12 protein-coding genes are annotated in these 18,117 nt (G+C 40.2%); 2 read left to right on the top strand and 10 right to left on the bottom strand.

Going from position 1 to position 18,117, the window contains the following annotated elements; all coding sequences use genetic code 11:
* The first annotated feature begins 96 nt into the window (after positions 1-96).
* Entirely contained in the window at positions 97-2,592 is a 2,496-nt protein-coding gene (locus tag AC04QZ_RS11415; RefSeq protein ID WP_478357859.1) for a PAS domain S-box protein, read from the top strand.
* 131 nt (positions 2,593-2,723) lie between these two features.
* On the opposite strand, the gene AC04QZ_RS11410 is transcribed toward AC04QZ_RS11415, so the two are convergent.
* Both AC04QZ_RS11410 and hutH read right to left on the bottom strand, forming a co-directional pair.
* On the bottom strand, positions 2,724-4,730 hold the full coding sequence (locus tag AC04QZ_RS11410) for a urocanate hydratase (protein ID WP_478357858.1): 2,007 nt from the start codon (positions 4,728-4,730) through the stop codon (positions 2,724-2,726).
* A gap of 18 nt (positions 4,731-4,748) precedes the next feature.
* Positions 4,749-6,284 carry a histidine ammonia-lyase gene (gene hutH, locus AC04QZ_RS11405; protein ID WP_478357857.1) on the bottom strand — a complete coding sequence of 512 codons (1,536 nt, stop codon included), beginning with the start codon at positions 6,282-6,284 and terminating at the stop codon, positions 4,749-4,751.
* Between the two features lie 76 nt (positions 6,285-6,360).
* Between hutH and AC04QZ_RS11400 the strand changes: the two genes are divergently transcribed.
* Positions 6,361-7,254: a LysR family transcriptional regulator gene (locus tag AC04QZ_RS11400; RefSeq protein ID WP_086549477.1), complete on the top strand. Its 894-nt coding sequence runs from the start codon at positions 6,361-6,363 to the stop codon at positions 7,252-7,254.
* Positions 7,255-7,308: 54 nt separating this feature from the next.
* On the opposite strand, the gene AC04QZ_RS11395 is transcribed toward AC04QZ_RS11400, so the two are convergent.
* From AC04QZ_RS11395 to tssD, 8 genes are all read right to left on the bottom strand, one after another.
* Entirely contained in the window at positions 7,309-7,854 is a 546-nt protein-coding gene (locus AC04QZ_RS11395) for a DUF7691 family protein (RefSeq protein ID WP_478357856.1), read from the bottom strand.
* Positions 7,855-7,870: 16 nt separating this feature from the next.
* On the bottom strand, positions 7,871-8,713 hold the full coding sequence (locus AC04QZ_RS11390; RefSeq protein WP_478357855.1) for a hypothetical protein: 843 nt from the start codon (positions 8,711-8,713) through the stop codon (positions 7,871-7,873).
* A gap of 2 nt (positions 8,714-8,715) precedes the next feature.
* Entirely contained in the window at positions 8,716-13,323 is a 4,608-nt protein-coding gene (locus tag AC04QZ_RS11385; protein WP_478357854.1) for an RHS repeat-associated core domain-containing protein, read from the bottom strand.
* Positions 13,324-13,334: 11 nt separating this feature from the next.
* Positions 13,335-14,618, bottom strand: coding sequence for a hypothetical protein (locus AC04QZ_RS11380; RefSeq protein ID WP_478357853.1), 1,284 nt, complete (start codon positions 14,616-14,618; stop codon positions 13,335-13,337).
* A gap of 18 nt (positions 14,619-14,636) precedes the next feature.
* Positions 14,637-16,454: a type VI secretion system Vgr family protein gene (locus AC04QZ_RS11375; RefSeq protein ID WP_478357852.1), complete on the bottom strand. Its 1,818-nt coding sequence runs from the start codon at positions 16,452-16,454 to the stop codon at positions 14,637-14,639.
* Positions 16,455-16,466: 12 nt separating this feature from the next.
* The gene (locus tag AC04QZ_RS11370) at positions 16,467-17,054 is read right to left on the bottom strand and encodes a T6SS effector amidase Tae4 family protein (protein ID WP_086548643.1); all 588 of its coding nucleotides are present in this window, start codon (positions 17,052-17,054) and stop codon (positions 16,467-16,469) included.
* Between the two features lies 1 nt (position 17,055).
* A complete protein-coding gene (locus AC04QZ_RS11365; protein ID WP_478357851.1) occupies positions 17,056-17,607 on the bottom strand; it encodes a hypothetical protein in 552 nt (183 codons plus the stop codon).
* A gap of 104 nt (positions 17,608-17,711) precedes the next feature.
* Positions 17,712-18,107 (bottom strand): type VI secretion system tube protein TssD, encoded by a 396-nt coding sequence (tssD, locus tag AC04QZ_RS11360; protein WP_025141860.1) that lies wholly within the window; start codon positions 18,105-18,107, stop codon positions 17,712-17,714.
* Positions 18,108-18,117 lie beyond the last annotated feature (10 nt).

The following is an 18,117-nucleotide window of genomic DNA, read 5'->3' as shown; positions in this document are numbered from 1 at the left end:
TTTATATCAAAAATGATCATGTTTAAATACATGATTTAAATTTACCTTGAAAATTAGTTAAAATATTTATTTTAGAATCATTCCTTAAAACGCAACATGAGTCAATCAAGCCCCTTCTTAAGCCATGAGCAATTATTGGAAGTTTTTAATTTAACACATACGGCCACCGCTGTACATATTGGCGAAACAGCTATAATTCAGACGGCAAACGATGCCATGCTGAGAATCTGGGGAAAAGACAGAAGCGTGATCGGAAAATCACTCGAAGATGCCTTGCCTGAATTAAAAGGTCAGCCTTTTATCGATATGTTCCGCAAAGTATGGCTGGAAGGGCTTGTCATTTCAGGCAAGGATACGGCTGCTGATATCATCATTGATGGTAAATTACAAACTTTCTATTTTGATTTTGAGTATAGGGCCATCAAGGATGATCAGGGAAAAACAATCTGTATTTTACATACCGCAATCGATGTAAGTGAAAGGGTACTGCGGCGCGAAGCTGTAGAACGGGCGCTTGAAAAAGAAGAAGCGCTACAACGTGAACAAACTTTAAACGAAGAATTGGCAGCAACAGTAGAAGAACTGGCCTCAACCAATGAGGAGCTTGTTGCCACAAATGAAGAACTACACGAAACACAAGAAACACTGCACGTTTTAAACAACGAGCTGGAATTAAGGGTTGTGGAACGTTTTAATCAACTTTCGGAAAGCGAAAAACGATTCAAAACCATGGCCGAGGGAACTGACATTTTTATTGCTGTTGGGGATGAAAGTGGAAAAGCCATTTATTTTAATAAACCGTGGGTAAAACTTACTGGCCGGTCAATGAAAGACCTGCTCGACTTTGGCTGGGCAGATTTGATTCATCCTGAAGACCGGGATAGGTATGTCAATATTTACCTTTCGGCCCTTGCCGAAAAAAAACCTTTTGCCGGTGAGTTTAGGATACTGACCAAAAAAGGTGATTACCGGTGGTTGCTTGCCAGTGGCCCTCCACGTTTTCATGCCGATGGCTCGTTTGCCGGTTACATTAGTTCTTGTATTGACATTACGGAGCGGAAATTAATTGAAATAGAGCGATTGAACCTGAACAAACTGATCGAGGCAAGTTCAGAATTTATCGGCATTGCCGAGTTGGATATGTCAATCCAATACCTAAATCCCGCTGCACTAAAAAAACTAGGCTGGCCAAACATCTCGAACAGAACAATCCTGGACTGTGTTTTTCCTGAAGACCGATTGCTGGCGGAGCAAATTATACCCGGCATTTTGAAGAATAATACTTTCAGACAGGAAATTCGGTTCTGGAATGAAAAAACAGGAAAGCCCTTTTGGATTGAATGGAATGGCTTTGCCATTCGAAATGAAGAAACCGATGAAGTAATTGCCATTGCGACGGTAAGTCCTGATATTACAGAACGAAAACTTTATCAGGAAGAACTACAAGGTATCAACATGGAAATGGCAGCAGCAAACGAAGAGCTGGCCACTACAAATGAAGAGCTTGCTCAAACGCATGATGATCTTATTCAATATACCAACAGACTATCAGACAGTGAAGAAAAACTCAGACAAGCGATAGAAACCGGTAGAATGGGCACTTGGAGCATTAATCCGAAAACGCTCGAAGTTACCATGTCTGGCTTTGTTAAAGAGTTACTGGGACTGCCGCTGGATCAACCTGCAGAAATGGATATGATTATGAAGGCGGTGAATCCGGATTACCATGATATGCTTTTTTCGGCGCTTGATAATGCCATCAAAAACCATTTACCCAGCGATACGGAATATCCCATTAACAATTTAATCGATGGCGAGGAAAAATGGGTGAGGGCAACCGGACGTGTATTTTTAGATCAGCATGGAAATGCAACAGAATATTCTGGTCTTTTTATTGATATTACTGAACAAAAATTAGATGAGCTTCGAAAAAACGACTTCATCGGAATGGTCAGTCACGAGTTAAAAACACCACTCACCGCGATCAATGGTTTTGTACAGGTTTTACAGCGTAAAGCTAAAAAAGACGAAGATAATTATTCCGTTATCGCTTTAGATAAAGCGCATAATCAGATCAGAAAAATGACCACGATGATTAATGGGTTCTTAAATGTATCCCGTTTAGAGTCGGGAAAACTGCTGATCGAAAAAACAAACTTCAACCTGGATGAACTGCTGAAAGAAACCATCGAAGAAACTTATGTCTCACAATCGTCGCATCAAATTATATTAAACCCCACATGCGAGGTTAACATTAATGCCGACCGGAATAAAATCGGCAATGTCATTTCGAACCTGATTAGCAATGGCCTAAAATATTCAGACAATGGTACACGTATCGAGGTTACCTGCAAATTGTATGATACTGAAGTTGAAATTCAGATTAAAGATGAAGGAATAGGCATAAAACCTGACGATATTGATAAACTTTTCGAACGTTATTACCGCGTGCAGGGCAATCATACCATTTCGGGCTTTGGCATCGGGCTTTATTTAAGTGCCGAAATTATTGAAAGACATGGTGGACGGATTTGGGCGGAAAGTGAAGAAGGCAAAGGTTCTGTTTTTCATTTTACTTTGCCATTGAGTTAATTGTTTGCATTTTAACCGCAAAGTGCGCTAAGATTTGTAATGCATCGTCATTCCCGCGCAGGCGGGAATCTTCAAGCGCATTGCATGATGATTATCTTCGAGAATCGTGATTCCCAATCAAGGTAAAAAACTTAGTCAATCTCTAATCCATCCAATACCCCATCATCAACCAAATTTGGCAACGTAATTTTTAAAGTACCAGTCCGTTCCATTTCGCGTTCGATGGCAAAACGGGCTTCTTTGTTACGCGCCCAGCTTCTTCTGGCAATTCCATTGTTTACATCATAAAAGAGCATATTTTGTAGTTTTTCAGCAGCTTGCTCAGTTCCATCCAATACCATTCCGAAACCACCGTTTATCACTTCTCCCCAGCCAACACCACCGCCATTATGGATCGAAACCCATGTGGCACCCCTAAAACTATCGCCAATTACATTGTGGATAGCCATATCGGCAGTAAATCTGCTTCCATCGTAAATATTGCTCGTTTCCCTGAAAGGAGAATCTGTTCCGCTTACATCATGATGGTCTCTGCCCAGAATAACCGGCGCCGATAATTCGCCTGTTTTGATGGCCTGATTGAAACGTAAAGCAATTTTTGCCCTTCCTTCTGCATCAGCATATAAAATCCGGGCCTTTGAGCCGACTACCAGTTTATTCGCTTTTGCCGCACTGATCCAGTTGATATTATCCTGCAATTGTTGTTGTATTTCTGCCGGGGCACTCAATTTAATCTCTTCCATTACTTCTTTAGCCATTTGATCGGTTAAATCGAGATCATTTTCGTTGCCTGAGGCACAAACCCACCTAAACGGGCCAAAACCGTAATCAAAACACAATGGACCCAAAATATCCTCTACGTAAGATGGGTATTTAAAATCTATCCCGTTAGGCGACATTACATCTGCACCTGCCCTACTGCATTCCAGTAAAAAAGCATTTCCATAATCGAAAAAATAAGTTCCCTTGCCGGTATGTTTATTAATGCTTGCGGCTTGCCTTTTTAACGAATCCTGAACATAAACTTTAAACTGTCCAGGTGCACCGGCCATCATTTCGTTTGCTTCAGCAAAACTTAAACCAACCGGGTAATAACCACCTGAATATGGATTATGTAGCGAAGTTTGATCAGAACCAATGGCCACTTCAATATTTTCCTGATCAAACCGCTCCCAAACATCAACTACATTGCCGATGTAAGCCAGCGATACGGTTTCTTTTTCTTTTTGGGCAACAATCACACGGTTAACCAGTTCATCTAAATTATCAATCAGCTCATCTACCCAACCCTGTTGGTGCCTTTTAGTTGCAGCTTTTGGATTTACCTCAGCACACACCGTAATACAACCCACAATATTGCCCGCCTTGGTTTGTGCGCCGCTCATGCCACCTAATCCTGCAGTAAGAAAAATTTTGCCTGCAGTATCCTTTCCATAAAAACCCTTTTTGCGAAAAGCATTCATTAAAGTGATGGCCGTGCCATGAACAATGCCCTGAGGCCCGATGTACATGTACGAACCCGCCGTCATCTGCCCGTATTGGGTTACACCTAAAGCGTTAAACTTTTCCAGGTCTTCAGGCGAAGAATAATTTGGCACCATCATGCCATTGCTTACCACTACCCGAGGCGCAGCGGTATTTGATGGAAATAATCCCTGCGGATGCCCGCTATAAATATTCAGCGTTTGCTGATCGGTCATCGTAGCAAGGTATTGCATGGTTAAAAGATACTGTGCCCAATTCTGGAATACACTTCCGTTTCCGCCATAAGTAATCAACTCTTCAGGGTGCTGTGCTATTGCCGGATCTAAATTATTCTGAATCATAAGCATAATTGCCGCAGCATGAACGGTAAGACATGGATATGCAGCAATGTCTCTTGCATAAATGGCATAATCGGGCATAAAACGGTACATATAAATGTGTCCGTAGTTTTCCAGTTCAGTTAAAAATTCCTGTGCAAGTTCCTGGTGCCACGCTTTTGGGAAATAACGCAAAGCATTTTTAATTGCCAGTTTTTTTTCCTCAGCTGTTAAAATATCCTTCCTTACGGGTGCGTGGCTTAATTCTGTATTTCTTGTTTTTTTTGCGGGTAATGTTGAAGGAATACCTGCCAATAGCTGTGCTTTAAAATCCATGTTTTGCAATTTTAAATTCTAAGTTAATGTTGATTCTGCCTCACCTGCAACGGCTACAATTTTACCTTGCTGTACCATTTGAATGGCATTTTCCATTCTGTCGTACATAATCTGATCTTCTTCAAAATGATCAATTTCAGTCCGAACAAAATCGTGTACGGCAGCTAATATTTTTCCAGGTTTTAACGGATGGTGATAATCAACAGCCTGGGCAGCACAGAACAGTTCAATACCTAAAATTTTCTCTACGTTTTCGATCACCTGCAGGGCTTTACGTCCGCTAATCGAACCCATGCTCACATGATCTTCCTGACCTAAAGAAGTTGGGATACTATCGGCACTGGCCGGGAAACAAAGTCCTTTATTTTCGCTGGCCAAAGCTGCCGAAGTATATTGTACAATCATAAATCCCGAATTTAATCCGGTTTCTTTCATCAGCAATTTCGGCACGCCGGGGGTATTTCCTTCCAGGGAAAGATAAATCCGTCTATCGCTGATATTACCGATTTCCGAAGCAGCTAAACAGGCATAGTCGAGCGGTAAAGCCAATGGCTGACCATGAAAATTACCCCCGCTAATGGTTAAATCATCATTAAATATGACTGGGTTATCGGTTACTGAATTCAGTTCAATTTCTAAAGCTTCCTTTAAATGTAACCATGCGGTTCTGGAAGCACCATGTACCTGCGGAATACACCTTAACGAATAAGGGTCCTGTACTTTGGCGCAATCGGCATGCGATTTCATAATTTCAGAACCTTGTAACAGCTTACGCACCTGCTCTGCAACCGCACTATTTGCCGGATAAGGCCTCAACTGATGAAGCTGTGCATGAAAGGGCTTTTCAGATCCTTGTAGACCCTCAATCATCATTGCCGCAATGATATCGGCAGAATCCAATACATTTTCTAACCTTTGCACCACTTTAACGGCGTGTGCGGCGATAAACTGTGTGCCGTTAATTAAGGCCAGGCCTTCTTTTGGCCCCAATTGCAGCGGACTCATCTGGTATTCTTGTAAAAGTTGAGCTGTAGCAATAATTTCGCCTTTGTAATGAAGCTTTCCTAAACCAATTAAAGGCAAAAAGAGATGAGATAAAGGGGCAAGATCGCCTGAAGCACCAACAGAACCTTGTTTGGGTACTACCGGTGTGGCACCGATTTCTAGAAACCAGATCATTCGATCGAGTGTTTCGATTTTAATACCAGAATATCCCTGCGCTAAAGCCTGCAGTTTTAAAACCAGCATCAGTTTTGATATTTCACTATCTATCGGCTCACCTACACCAACAGCATGGCTTTTCAGAATATTCTCTTGTAATTTACGGGTATCAACCGCCGAAATCATGGAGGTACATAATGGTCCGAAACCAGTATTGATGCCATAAACGGCTTTACCGGAAACCGCTATACGTTCAACCACCTGGCTACTTTCCAGCACTTTATCGCGGGTACTTTGACTCAATACACCTTTTATTTGACCATTACTGATGGCTAAAGCCAGTTTAGCGGTTAAATGATCTGTTCCGTAGTTAAAAATCTGTTGCTCGCTCATGTTAGAAAGGTTTTACACAAAAATAAGCCCTATATTTGATACCTATAAATACCAATTACATCATCATGTAATAACCATGAGTTATCAAATAGAGCTTAGGCATTTAAAATATTTTCAGGTTTTGGCCGAGGAACTGAAGTTTAGAAAAGCTGCAGACCGCCTTTTTATTTCTCAGCCCGGCCTAAGCCGGCAGATTAAACAGATGGAGGAAATTTTTAATGCACCATTGTTCGATCGCAACAAGAAAAAGGTGGAACTTACCGCGGCAGGCCTATACCTTAAAGATGAGGTAGATTTTCTGTTTAGCCATATTGAGAACATCAAAAAACAATTAAGCAATATTACCGAAGGAAAACAGGGCGAACTCCGCATTGGTTTTTTAGGTTCAGCAGCGCAAAAAATCGTACCCGAAGTTATTTTTAAACTCAATAAAGATTTTCCGGAAATCAGAACCAATCTGGATGAAATGCCCAATAAGCTACAGATCGAACTACTGGAAAAAGATATGCTTGATGTGGGTTTTGTGCGGATGCAACAGTTTAAACCGGGCATCTCTAAACGCATGATCCACCAGGACACCTTTTCATTGGTATTGCCTAAAAACCACCCCATGAAAAAGGCCAATTTTGAAGCGGTAAAAAAACTAGGCGAAGAACCTTTTATCTTTTTCTCGAGTGATGACAGTCCCTTCTATTACGACCTGATGATGAGTATTTGCGAGGATCATGGTTTTAAACCCAAAACCTATCACAAATCGGTTAACGCACTCACCATTTACAAACTGGTAGAAGAAGGTTTGGGCATCGCTATTGTGCCCACCGCCTTGCAATACGGTTATCAGGAAAACGTAAAGTTTGTAGAGCTTACACATATTCCGCAAAGAACTGAGCTCTACATGATCTGGAAAGAGTCTAACCGAAACCCCGCCCTAAAAAATGTAATTAAACTATTGTTGCAGGATAAGGTTTAGCTAACACCCATATTTTGGCAATAATAATGAAGGTCTCGACATCATACTCGGGGCCTAGTATAAAAAAAACACTAAATCCTTATTTTGTTTAATGGCCGTGTCGAATGCGAATCTAAAATCTTCTTTTTCACGTTCCAGGTATTCCTGATCAATATTTTCACGTTTCGGCCCAGATAGGAATCTGTAACTTTCATTTAACAATTCTGATGTAGAAATACTGTAGATCTCTGGGAAATCTTCTGGTGTTGGGATCGGGACAAATATTTTATACGTTTCTTTATGTAATGACCAATAATAAGCAGTGGAAAAATCACCACTCGGCGGTGAAATTAGTTCGCCATAGTATTCACAAATTTTTTCGTAGACATAGCCATACATAAAAGATAAATCAGGGAACCTAACCTCTCCATTAATAAAATCTCTCAGAATTTCCTGAGCATTTTTCCGGGAGTCGATTTCATCTTCGAAATCGTTGTCTAAGCTATTCAGTTCTTCAGAAAGCGCTCGTGAAAGTTTCTCAAAAGATGCCTGATTTTTACTGGCGTAGAGCTCTTTTATTTTTATGGCCTCACAGAGATAACATTGAACCGAATAACTCATAGTTTGTATTTTTATCTTAATTTGCCTTTTCTTTCGAAATCAGATATTGAAACACCTGATCTTTAGATAAATCCCATTCTGGTTTTTCAGTAGGAATTTCAGCGAGAGGAGTTTCTAAAAGCGGGTGCGACACTTTTGGCATAGCTAATCCGTTTTGTTCTCTCAATACCTGAATTAGTCTGATTTCATAGGGAATGAGATCTAATGATAATATTTCACTAAACTTATCTTTTAGATCTAAAGCACTATAGATGTGCATATCACAGATATCAAAAATTATAGTGGCTAACACTTCCAGATTTTCTGTGTTCCAATGATCTAGAAACTTTTTGTAGACATCTTCTTTGGGAAGCGTATCATAAAAATTCTGGTTGATGCTTTTGGTTGAGTATAGATCAAAAAGTGTGGCCACAAACAAATGATGAGTTTCATCATGCGTATAACTTTTTTTATCTTGATTAAATAAAAGCTGAAAATAATCTCTTGATAACTGAGCCAGTTTTTCCATTTTCCATATTGTAGCCAGGGCAATAATACAGCCAACCGATCTAGAGCTTACTTCTTTGTAATTGAAAAGCTTATGCAGTATATGATCTTGCCACAATAAATATCTGGTAATGTATTTCCAGCCATCCTTATCTCCATTTAGGATTAGGTGTTTGGGATAATCGCCAGCATGTACACCTAATCCCATGGTGAGATTTGATGCTAATCTATCAAACGCTTTATCCTTAACGTCTTCATCAATATACCTGATTATATCATCAAAAACTTTTTTTAAAGAGGCCTCCGTAAACGCTTCAGTTTTTAAATCTTTAATTTGTTTTTTAAATTTTTGAATTAGCTTTTCGTGTTCCATTACTATTTATATTTCTGTTTCCAGTTCTTCATTTTCTTCATTGTTGCTTTTCCATTTTTATCAACAGTATATCTTATCTCTCTACCTTCTATGCCATGGGTTTTTATATCCCGATCAATTTTCCTAGCGGCATCTATAACTTCCGGAGTTACGCTTTTGCCCCTAAGCTTTTGATCATACCTGATTTCGTCTAATATTTTTTGTATATACTTATCGTCTTTTTGCAGTACAGACATACGAGATGAATTAGCTTTCACCTCAAAAGCATGGACCTTTTTTGTAACAGGATGCTGCGCGATCACATCGATGCCATTTTTAGATCCATTCTTTATTTCCGTATAAACTTTCCACCCTCTTTTTTCTAAACCACTAACAAAATCTCCCTCAGCCAAATCACCAATACCAGTATAATTAGGCATTAAACCGAAAATGTCTACCAATAAATTGGTATCATCAACATACCGATACAATGCCATCCCCCCCTCTAATCCAATTGGGTCTTTTGAAATATATCCACCAATCTCTGGATTATAATATCTAAAGCGATTATAGTATAACCCTGTCTCTACATCCTCATACTGCCCCTGATACCTAAATGGCACAAACTGCGGATCACCGCTAAGTTTACGTATTTTTCCATAAATATCGAGTTCGCAGTCCCATACTTTTTTACCTGCATTGTCAAATGCCTGTACAGGTGTACCCAAATAATCGCTAACAATAGAAAAATATTGCTCATTAACAATTTTGGCACTTGGTGTAAATTTATTCTGATCGTACACCCATGTAATTAAATCGTTGCCAAGTGGTTCCGATTTATCATAACTGAGCAAACCATCTTCATTAACCACTAAATTAGGGCGTTCGCTTAAAGGGTAATTCCATTCGTGGAGTAGTAGATTACCATCCCATACGTATCTATAAACTGTATTTTTAACAAGCTTGGCTTTCCTTCTACCCAAGGCATCATATTCGAAACTGATGATTTCGCCCTGTGGGCTTTTAACCGCTTTCATCATGCCGTTAGCGGCCCATGCATAGGCCCAGTCGCCCTCCTTCCATTCAGGTAAGTCGGGTTGGGCATCGGCTAAGATATCCAGCGTTTCAGCATTAGCAATGTCAGGGTCGGCCATTCCCCAATTTAATTTCTTGCCAAATAAGCCCCTATCTTCTGTTTCAACAACAGCTTCTTTTGCCAGACCGATAATATTACGCTTACTTTTTTGCACCAGGTTACCTTTGGCATCGTAACGGTAGTACCACTGATCATCTTTAAGTAGTTTCCCTCCTTTATCGTAACGTCTATCACTGCGATCGGCGGTTTTATATAAGTTTCCGGTTTCATCCGGGTTTTTATAGATCACTTTACCGTCATCACTATAGTTAGCAGAAGAAAGACTACCAAAAGTATCATATCTATAATTGATACTACCATTCGTAATGCTATTTAAACAGCTATTTAATTTATCATTTGGACCCCAGGCGTATTGTTTAAAAGCAGCGATGGAACGGCTGGCTTCGACCTTCTGACTAATGGGGCGACCTTCATGGTCATAATCGAATGTAGCTTTAATCCCTCCGCTTAAACTGCGACTGGTTTCCTGTCCATTATTATTACGACTAATGGCTGCGATCCATTCTGCTGATCCGTTACTGCTAGCAACAATGCCATTCAAATAGTCAAAGTTGTCATAATCGTACTTAATATCCGCCCCTAAGGAACTTTTTAAATTGATCAGATTGCCAAAAACATCATACTGGTAATTAATCTGATAACCATCTTGTATTTCTTGCGTGATCATACCAGATGAATTCCGGTTAAAACTAACTGAAGATAGTTCGTTTTCTGCAGTGATGAGCAACCCAATTTTATTATATTGAAAGGCTTCATAGGTTCCATCTTCAAAGCTATTATATACCAAACGGCCGCTTAAGTCGTAATTGTGGTAAATAAATTTGCCATCAGATTGTATCGTTTTAATTATTTGCCCATCTTGATCGCGTACGTACTCTTGCTCTTGCCCATCAAAACCAATTTCTTTCACCACATCATCATTGGCATCTCTCAGAAAGATATATTCTTCGCCCTTTTCGTTGGTAATGGCTTTTAAATTTTCCCACTTATCATAAATAAAACTAAAAGTTTCAGCAGTTTTTCCAGACAAATTATGGCTTCGGGTTTGTGTTTTTAAATTTCCCATGGGTGTATATGTCATACGCCATTCCTCATGCCCATCTGTGGCATAAACCGGTAGATCGTAGGCGTCATATTCGAAACGCAGGGTTTCTTCTCCAAAGTCTTTCACGGAGATTATACGTCCCATTCTATCACGTTCCCAAATGGTGGTTTGGTAATGATCAGGGCTAAAACGAATCAAGCGACCATAGTCATCATAAGTCCAACGGCGGATGTTGCCTTCGCTCGAAACTGATTCAATCAATTGGTTTAAACTGTTATAAGTCCAGTGGATTTCATGGCCGTCATTATCACGGCAAAACACCGGTAACTTCTGCTCATCGGTGTAATAGAAATCGACAACCCGGTTATCCTTTTGAACATGCTTAAGCAATTGATTCTGTTTATTGTATAGCCAGGTTTCATTTGATCCTGCCGGATCGCTTCGCAAGATCAGGTTATTATTTTCATCGTATGCGTAATGATATTGCTCCCCATCTGTGGTATGAAATGTGATCACATTGCCTTGCTCATCATAATCGTAGCCTTCCACTTTACCCTCCGGACTTGAAGCCATCTTTTTTTCATTATAGCGGTCATATTCATACCAGGTTTCACCGCCCATGCCATCAACCTTTTTATAAACCAGGTCATTTTCATCATAGTAATAACGCTCTACCTTACCATCGTGATAATATACCTCGTTATAACCTTCTTCGGGAAAATACCGTAACGATCCGCTCATAAAACCATCTCTCCCTTCGGAATGTATTACACGGCCATCTTCGTCATATTGCCAGAAATAAGCCATGCCGTTACGGTTTGTCCTTTTCACCACACGGTTAAACGCATCATATTCAAAGCTAATGGCATTACCTGCCTGATCGTATACTTTGATCATATTGCCATGCTGGTCATAATCGTAACTCACCAAAAGGTCGCTGGTATTTTTATATTGGTAGTAAACCGCTTTAATTGCCGTACCTGATTCGTTATGCTGCATTTCGAGCACACGGCCGGAGTTTTCTACAATTCGTGATAAAAGCTGCTTCTGATAGTAAAATGTAAGGTGACTGCCATTGGTATACTCAATATGGCTTACACGGTAGATATCTCCATCGGCCCCTCCACTAAAAAGGGTATAAGTATAAATATCCTGATCGATGGTTAGTATCCAGGTATTTTCATCAGGTCTTTCCATCCAGATTTTCTGCGCACGGTTATACTGTTTACCAGAATATGCCTCTATATAAGGCAAGGGCATCACCATGTTTTCAGTTGGGTGGCTAAAGCCTACAATTCCAGCTTCAGGGTCGGGGTAAAGGTATAAATCGTAATTATTGTAAACCTGATTACCCATCATGCCTGTGTATGGCTTATCACTACGCCAGACATTATTCCAGGCCAGTTCCCGGCCTGCAGGCAATTCGAAATCGGTCCACTCAAAAAACATAGCCCCGGTAACAAAATTAACAGGTTCAAGCCCCCAATGGCAAAGTTTTTTTGACAAAGGGTTTGATTCTCCCAGCATACGCTGCAGAAGTTTATTTACACCTTTTAAAGCTCCTTTTGCTAAAGCTCCGCCCAATTTGGTAAGTCCCCTCATAATACCAATGGCCGCAAAACGCATTAGATACTCTTTAAGGGTATAATTGTGTGGGGCAAACTTGCCACCAACCAATACAGGCTTGCCAGTATTGATCTGTACGTACATACTTAATAAATCGCTATAAAAAGCGAAATAAGCCAATGGATTTTTCTTTAATTTACCTGGTACGGTAGGCAGGGGTTTTAAACCCATGGGTGGGCACCAGCAGGTAAGCACTTGCCCAGGATTAGAGCCACTCATTTCTGAGCCCTGCCCTTTTACTGTTGTAGAGCCCCAATACACTTCTCCTTCGTGCGGTGAGCCAGGAATATTGACAATAAAATAAACGGGTATAGAACTGATGTGCCTAAATGGAAGCAAAACACCCATTACCGTAGTCGTAGTAGTGGCTTTATGCCTGCCATGCACATAAATCGAACCTCCCATTGGGATACTGGCCGCACCAATTAAACCTTGTGCAAATTTTGGAATAGGAATGCTGAAATGCAGGTAATCCATCGGATCGAAAACCATCCCAATAAAAGGATGGGGCAATGGCAAAGGAATAAAACCAAAGGACGGCGGAATGGGAATGGTTGTCCAATGAAAATCGATTGCCAGTACCACATCAAAATGCTTACTTACATGCTGTACCGCTGTATTGGCCATTGCAGGCTTTTGAGCTTTCACAAGTTTTAAGGTGCTTTTTGCTGCAGGGGGATTAATTCCAGGGGCAATACCTCCTCCTCCACCCACTGCTTTTGGTTTGGCTTTGGTTAAGCTTGCAGATAGGCTGATTGACCTATCGGTTGACATATTCGGTTTACTTGCTTTTACTTTTTTCATCCGTATATTTTTTATGATAATGGATTAGCATGATTTTTTGGTACTTCAGCCATTGATTTCCAGTCTTCCCCATAATCCTGCCGCATATCCCGATCTAATTTTTTACCCTCAGGGCTTTCTTCCCCATATTTTTTTAACATGATCGATGCCGTGTAAGCCATCGAACTTTGTCGCCTTTTTTCAACAGGCATTTTCCGGGCAATTTCTAAACACTTCAAATAATAACCCATCGCTTTGGCTGAACCTGTTATTTTACTTTCAGAAAGCTGCCCCAGCAATCGGGTACATTCCATTGCTATAAAATCGTTCGCTATAATTTCTGCGATTTGAATTGCTTTTTCGAAGTGCTTTTTAGCTTCATCTTTACCCGAATGTGCCAGTAAGAAACTACCATAACTCATGTGGATATGGGCACTTAAACTTGTGTTTTCTCCCGCACGAGCCAAGGCCATTTCGTATTGCTGGCGTGCTTCTTTTTTTTTATTTTTTACGGCTAAACTCTGTGCCAGCATAATCCTTGCAGCCACTACCGCCTCGTGCAATCCTTGTTTTTGGGCAATTACAATTGCCCGTTCCAAAACCACATTGGCCTGTTCATGTTTGCCCTTGCTTAAATAATTACTGGCAATGAGGATCTGTTGCTGATAATCCTTTTCAGGATCATTTTTTTCACGGTTAGTATGCGCCGCGGCATTCTCCATCAACTGGCTCACATTTATATTGAGCTTAAATTCCGTCCCTTGTTTTAACTTTTTTAAAGTACGGTGTATGTGATGTTCGGTATAAACCAGTTTAATATTGTAGCTACCGAATGCTATAACACAACTGCACCATTCATTAATCCATTCGCTAAGACCGGCCACATCGTGAATGGTAGTTGGTGCCAGCTGAACATATATTTTCTTTAATTTTAAATCGGGGTAAAGGTTACACAACCGTACCAAAGCCCTAACAGGCAAATAAGCGTCGGTTTTATAATTTCCTCCGTTCTCCCCTGTTTCCACATCCCAGACAATGCCTGCCCTTGTATCTTTCTGCCATAAGTCAAAGATCTCTTTCCATTCTTTCACCAAACTTTCACCGTAATCATTTTTTTTCCGGAACTCCTGATAATGAAGCAAGAACATATCGTTGGTCCTGCTTTCTTCTGTTAATTGGTATTTAAAATAGGATTCGAACAGATTTACCTCATGCCGTTCACCAAGGCAGAGAAACAGGGTTTCTGATGGATGTTGCCTTATTACTTGTTGCCATTGTTTATCAATTTTAAACAGTTCCAGTTGTATCGGATTCATTGAACTATAATGTCGAAATTAGTTTAGATTAATCGTGCCACTACTGATATTTGTTTCGCTTTCGCCCCCCACATTAATCTTTTTAGAAGCCAGATTGGCCTCTGTTTCGCCACTCATCGAAAGCGTTTTTGTTCCAATATCCAGCGTTTGTGATTCTATACCGATGCCAGAGGTTGGTGTTCCATCTTCCGGTCCCACACCTATGCCGATACTGGTTGTTGCAGAATTTCCGATGTTTTCTCCAAGTGTTAAGATATCTTTTCCTTTAATGATGATCTTACCTGTTTTATCCATGAAAATGCTACTTTCTCCACATTTAATCAGGATCGATTCTTTAGTTTCGAAAACGGCCTTACCTGCACCATCTAATTCAATAAAATTGCTGTCTTTATCTTTCATGATCATGCCAGCCCCATCATCCATGGTTAAGGTATGTCCACTTTTAGAGGTTAAACTTTTGCTGTTATTGCTGGAGCTACCGCCACTACCGCTTTTGCCATGAAATACCGACCCCAAAACAATTGGCCTTGCAATATTGCCTTCTTCGAAAGTTAAAGCGACCTGATCGCCAATTTCGGGGATAAAAACAAAACCCCTGTTTTTACTCACCTTTTCGCTGCTTCCGGCATCTGGCGTAATTACCCTCAGCCATTCGGTTACATCATTGGTTTTACATTCCCATTTAAATTTTACTTTAATGCGCCCCTGTCCTTGCGGGTCGGCATTGTCAATTACATCTGCCAGTTGCATATCTGGATTGGGCTTCCTGTAATTTTTTACGGAAAGGCGTTCTGTTGTGGCTACCACACCCTCGAAGGTGTTGTAATATTTTCCTGTACCATCGATATTGTGATCAATGGTGGTGATCAGGAATTTACCAAGGCTTTCTGTATTAAAAGAAAGCTCTTTTCTGATACTCATTGTAATTTCGGCAATACTGCCTATACTCAAAGCAGCATTATCGCCACTGGCATTTACCTTTAAAAGATTGCTGATATGTGCTTTTTCTTCGTTCTGCACGTGATTTTTAATGTCGCTGCTATTATCTACACGGATAAGTGATGGCTGATTAAAAGTTTTGCTGTACATGGCATTTGATACCTGTATGGCGTGGGCTAAATCTGGCGTTCCATTACTTTGCCCACTACTTTCACTCTGCAGCATCTCATCCTGTTTAGGGTTATAGGCAAAACGTTTATTCTTGATGGGCGCAATTTCCATGGCATACTGCAGGTTTTGTACATCTCGCCCGTAAATCAATGCAATTTCTTTCTGATCATCCGGCTTGCCAAAATTTAACTGTTTACCATCATAATAAAACCATTCGTGGTACTCACCCGATAACCTGTTCAGGAAATCGAAATCACTCTCGCGGTACTGAATCAGATAATCAATAGGTTCCTTTCGTGCAGCATTGGCTACTATTTTAATATCATTTGAAGGCACATCAGATGTGGCAAGGTTGACAATCGCATTTAAATCTTTATCGAGATAAGAACCCAGATCTGGCCCGCGATCGATCAGAATGGTTGGACTGTAACCACTCACAATCAGCACACCATGGTACCCATGGCTTTGTGCAAGTTCTACTTTAGTTACCAAACCAGCAAAACCTTGCAAATTGCCAGAATCGTAGCCAAATGATGCGGTTAAAGTTTTACCCACAAAATCGCGACTGTCGTTTAGACTGATCATCCCTGGCGAACCCATCTGATCATGATTAAACCGCAGCTCGAAATAATGGTGTTCATTAAAAGCTTGTTTTAAACTAAATGAGGCAAAATGGGTAATTGCCTTATCTTCTATGTTAATTTCTGCAATGAGTTTCTTTTCCATAAATTCGATCTTTTAGCAAATCCACAAATAAATTCCGCTGGTTCTTGGGTCTAAGAAATAATCCTGATATAAACATTTATAGCCATCCCACAAGGTAAAATGGCCAGTTGCATCACTAAACTGGGTTTTAAAGCAGATGATCCCCGATACGCCGTCTATTTTATTTTGAAACGCCCTTAAATCATGATGTGCTATCCATTTCTCTCTAACTCCTTTTTCCACTTTAATATCAGGTTTTTTATATTTATGGTTGAGGTAGTCGAAAAATTCACTCACACGAAAACAATAGCGCTTTTGATCAGCTCCAGCAATAGTTTCGAACTTTTTAGTATACGGATATCGACTGGGTATGGCATGGATTTTCACCTTTTCCTGGGCTAGGAAATCCTGTTTTGTGGTATATTTCCAGCTAGGTAGGCTTAGGCTAAAAACCTTGTTATTAATACCCAGATAATTAAACGCCCTGCTCATCCTCACCACGCAGGTATTGGTAATGTAGGCTGCATTAACAGCACCACCAATTGTTGCCTTTACCAGTTCGCTACTTGTTGCGGGGTAATTTATCCTTAAATCGGTAAAACTTGGCAATGAAAGTGGCATGCTATTTTTTGGTTAGAAGTGAATCAAGATATTTAGTACTTGTAAATGATGCATTTTCGAGTGCATAGAAAAACACATTCTTGCTTCCAGAAAATGAAAGCGTTGATTTAGCCTTCTGGAGAAAAACAATCAGCGTATCATTTGGGTATTTAATATATTTTAAGTCACTCATTACCATATACTTTAGGCTATCCATAGGTTTTAGCTTCCCCTTAAACGATTTCAATATTTTCGCACTAAAAACTTTTTCAGCATTGTAAACAGAGTCAACCCTGGTAATATTTACCAGCACGATGTACCCTGCTTCCTTTTTAAGCTCATGCACCATTTCTTTTGGCGGATCTTGATTTTTTTCGCCTTCCAGGTGCTTATTTGTGTTGACTAAAGCCAAAGTATCTTTATTAACGGTAGTAGATAAAACACTCTGCTTCTTATTATTTTGCTGGCATGCGGCGAAACCTATGCCTAAAAGAGCCCATATTAAGATATACACATATCTTTTTGTTAGCCTCCATATAATTTTATTGATTTTAAAAGCAAATACATCTGCCATGAGGAGGGTATTTAATGTTTATTGCGATTCTATTCCATTTGATTAAAGGAAAGAACATAAGCCCAGGCCACAAATAGAAATCTGTGGCCTGGGCTACTGAAATTTTAAGCCTTAGGCCAATCGTTTTCATGTTCTGCGTTGCCCAGTTTTAGCTTACGGGCCGATACCACAAAACTTAATGTCATAGGTGTATTGTCGTTTACCGCAATACCCTCGTTATACTGGATGATGTAGCCATCTTCGAAAGACAGTTCCTTCATTTTTGCGTCTTCTTCGCCTTTTTTGAACACCAAGGTTCCGGAAAGCGGCTTGTATTGGTTGTTTACCATCGATTCGATCACAGAAGTATCTTCAGTTGATTCGATTTCGATGTGGATGGTGCCACCATAAACACCTGATGATGGACGCCCTTTTGCGTCGACATCTCTATTTAATGAAAAGCTGCACTGTAGTACATCAAATTCTTTTGATCCTAAGTTTAAACGGGTTTTGAATGCCATTGTAGTAAGT

The organism is Pedobacter folensis (assembly GCF_056490665.1).
Note: the sequence above shows the minus strand (reverse complement) of the source record. Positions and strands in the feature narration are given on the sequence as shown.

Bases quoted from the DNA above. Each gene is read 5' to 3' on its own strand.
- AC04QZ_RS11415 (WP_478357859.1), top strand. From the start codon at position 97: ATGAGTCAATCAAGCCCCTTCTTAAGCCATGAGCAATTATTGGAAGTT.
- AC04QZ_RS11410 (WP_478357858.1), bottom strand. From the start codon at position 4,730: ATGGATTTTAAAGCACAGCTATTGGCAGGTATTCCTTCAACATTACCC.
- hutH (WP_478357857.1), bottom strand. From the start codon at position 6,284: ATGAGCGAGCAACAGATTTTTAACTACGGAACAGATCATTTAACCGCT.
- AC04QZ_RS11400 (WP_086549477.1), top strand. From the start codon at position 6,361: ATGAGTTATCAAATAGAGCTTAGGCATTTAAAATATTTTCAGGTTTTG.
- AC04QZ_RS11395 (WP_478357856.1), bottom strand. From the start codon at position 7,854: ATGAGTTATTCGGTTCAATGTTATCTCTGTGAGGCCATAAAAATAAAA.
- AC04QZ_RS11390 (WP_478357855.1), bottom strand. From the start codon at position 8,713: ATGGAACACGAAAAGCTAATTCAAAAATTTAAAAAACAAATTAAAGAT.
- AC04QZ_RS11385 (WP_478357854.1), bottom strand. From the start codon at position 13,323: ATGAAAAAAGTAAAAGCAAGTAAACCGAATATGTCAACCGATAGGTCA.
- AC04QZ_RS11380 (WP_478357853.1), bottom strand. From the start codon at position 14,618: ATGAATCCGATACAACTGGAACTGTTTAAAATTGATAAACAATGGCAA.
- AC04QZ_RS11375 (WP_478357852.1), bottom strand. From the start codon at position 16,454: ATGGAAAAGAAACTCATTGCAGAAATTAACATAGAAGATAAGGCAATT.
- AC04QZ_RS11370 (WP_086548643.1), bottom strand. From the start codon at position 17,054: ATGCCACTTTCATTGCCAAGTTTTACCGATTTAAGGATAAATTACCCC.
- AC04QZ_RS11365 (WP_478357851.1), bottom strand. From the start codon at position 17,607: ATGGCAGATGTATTTGCTTTTAAAATCAATAAAATTATATGGAGGCTA.
- tssD (WP_025141860.1), bottom strand. From the start codon at position 18,107: ATGGCATTCAAAACCCGTTTAAACTTAGGATCAAAAGAATTTGATGTA.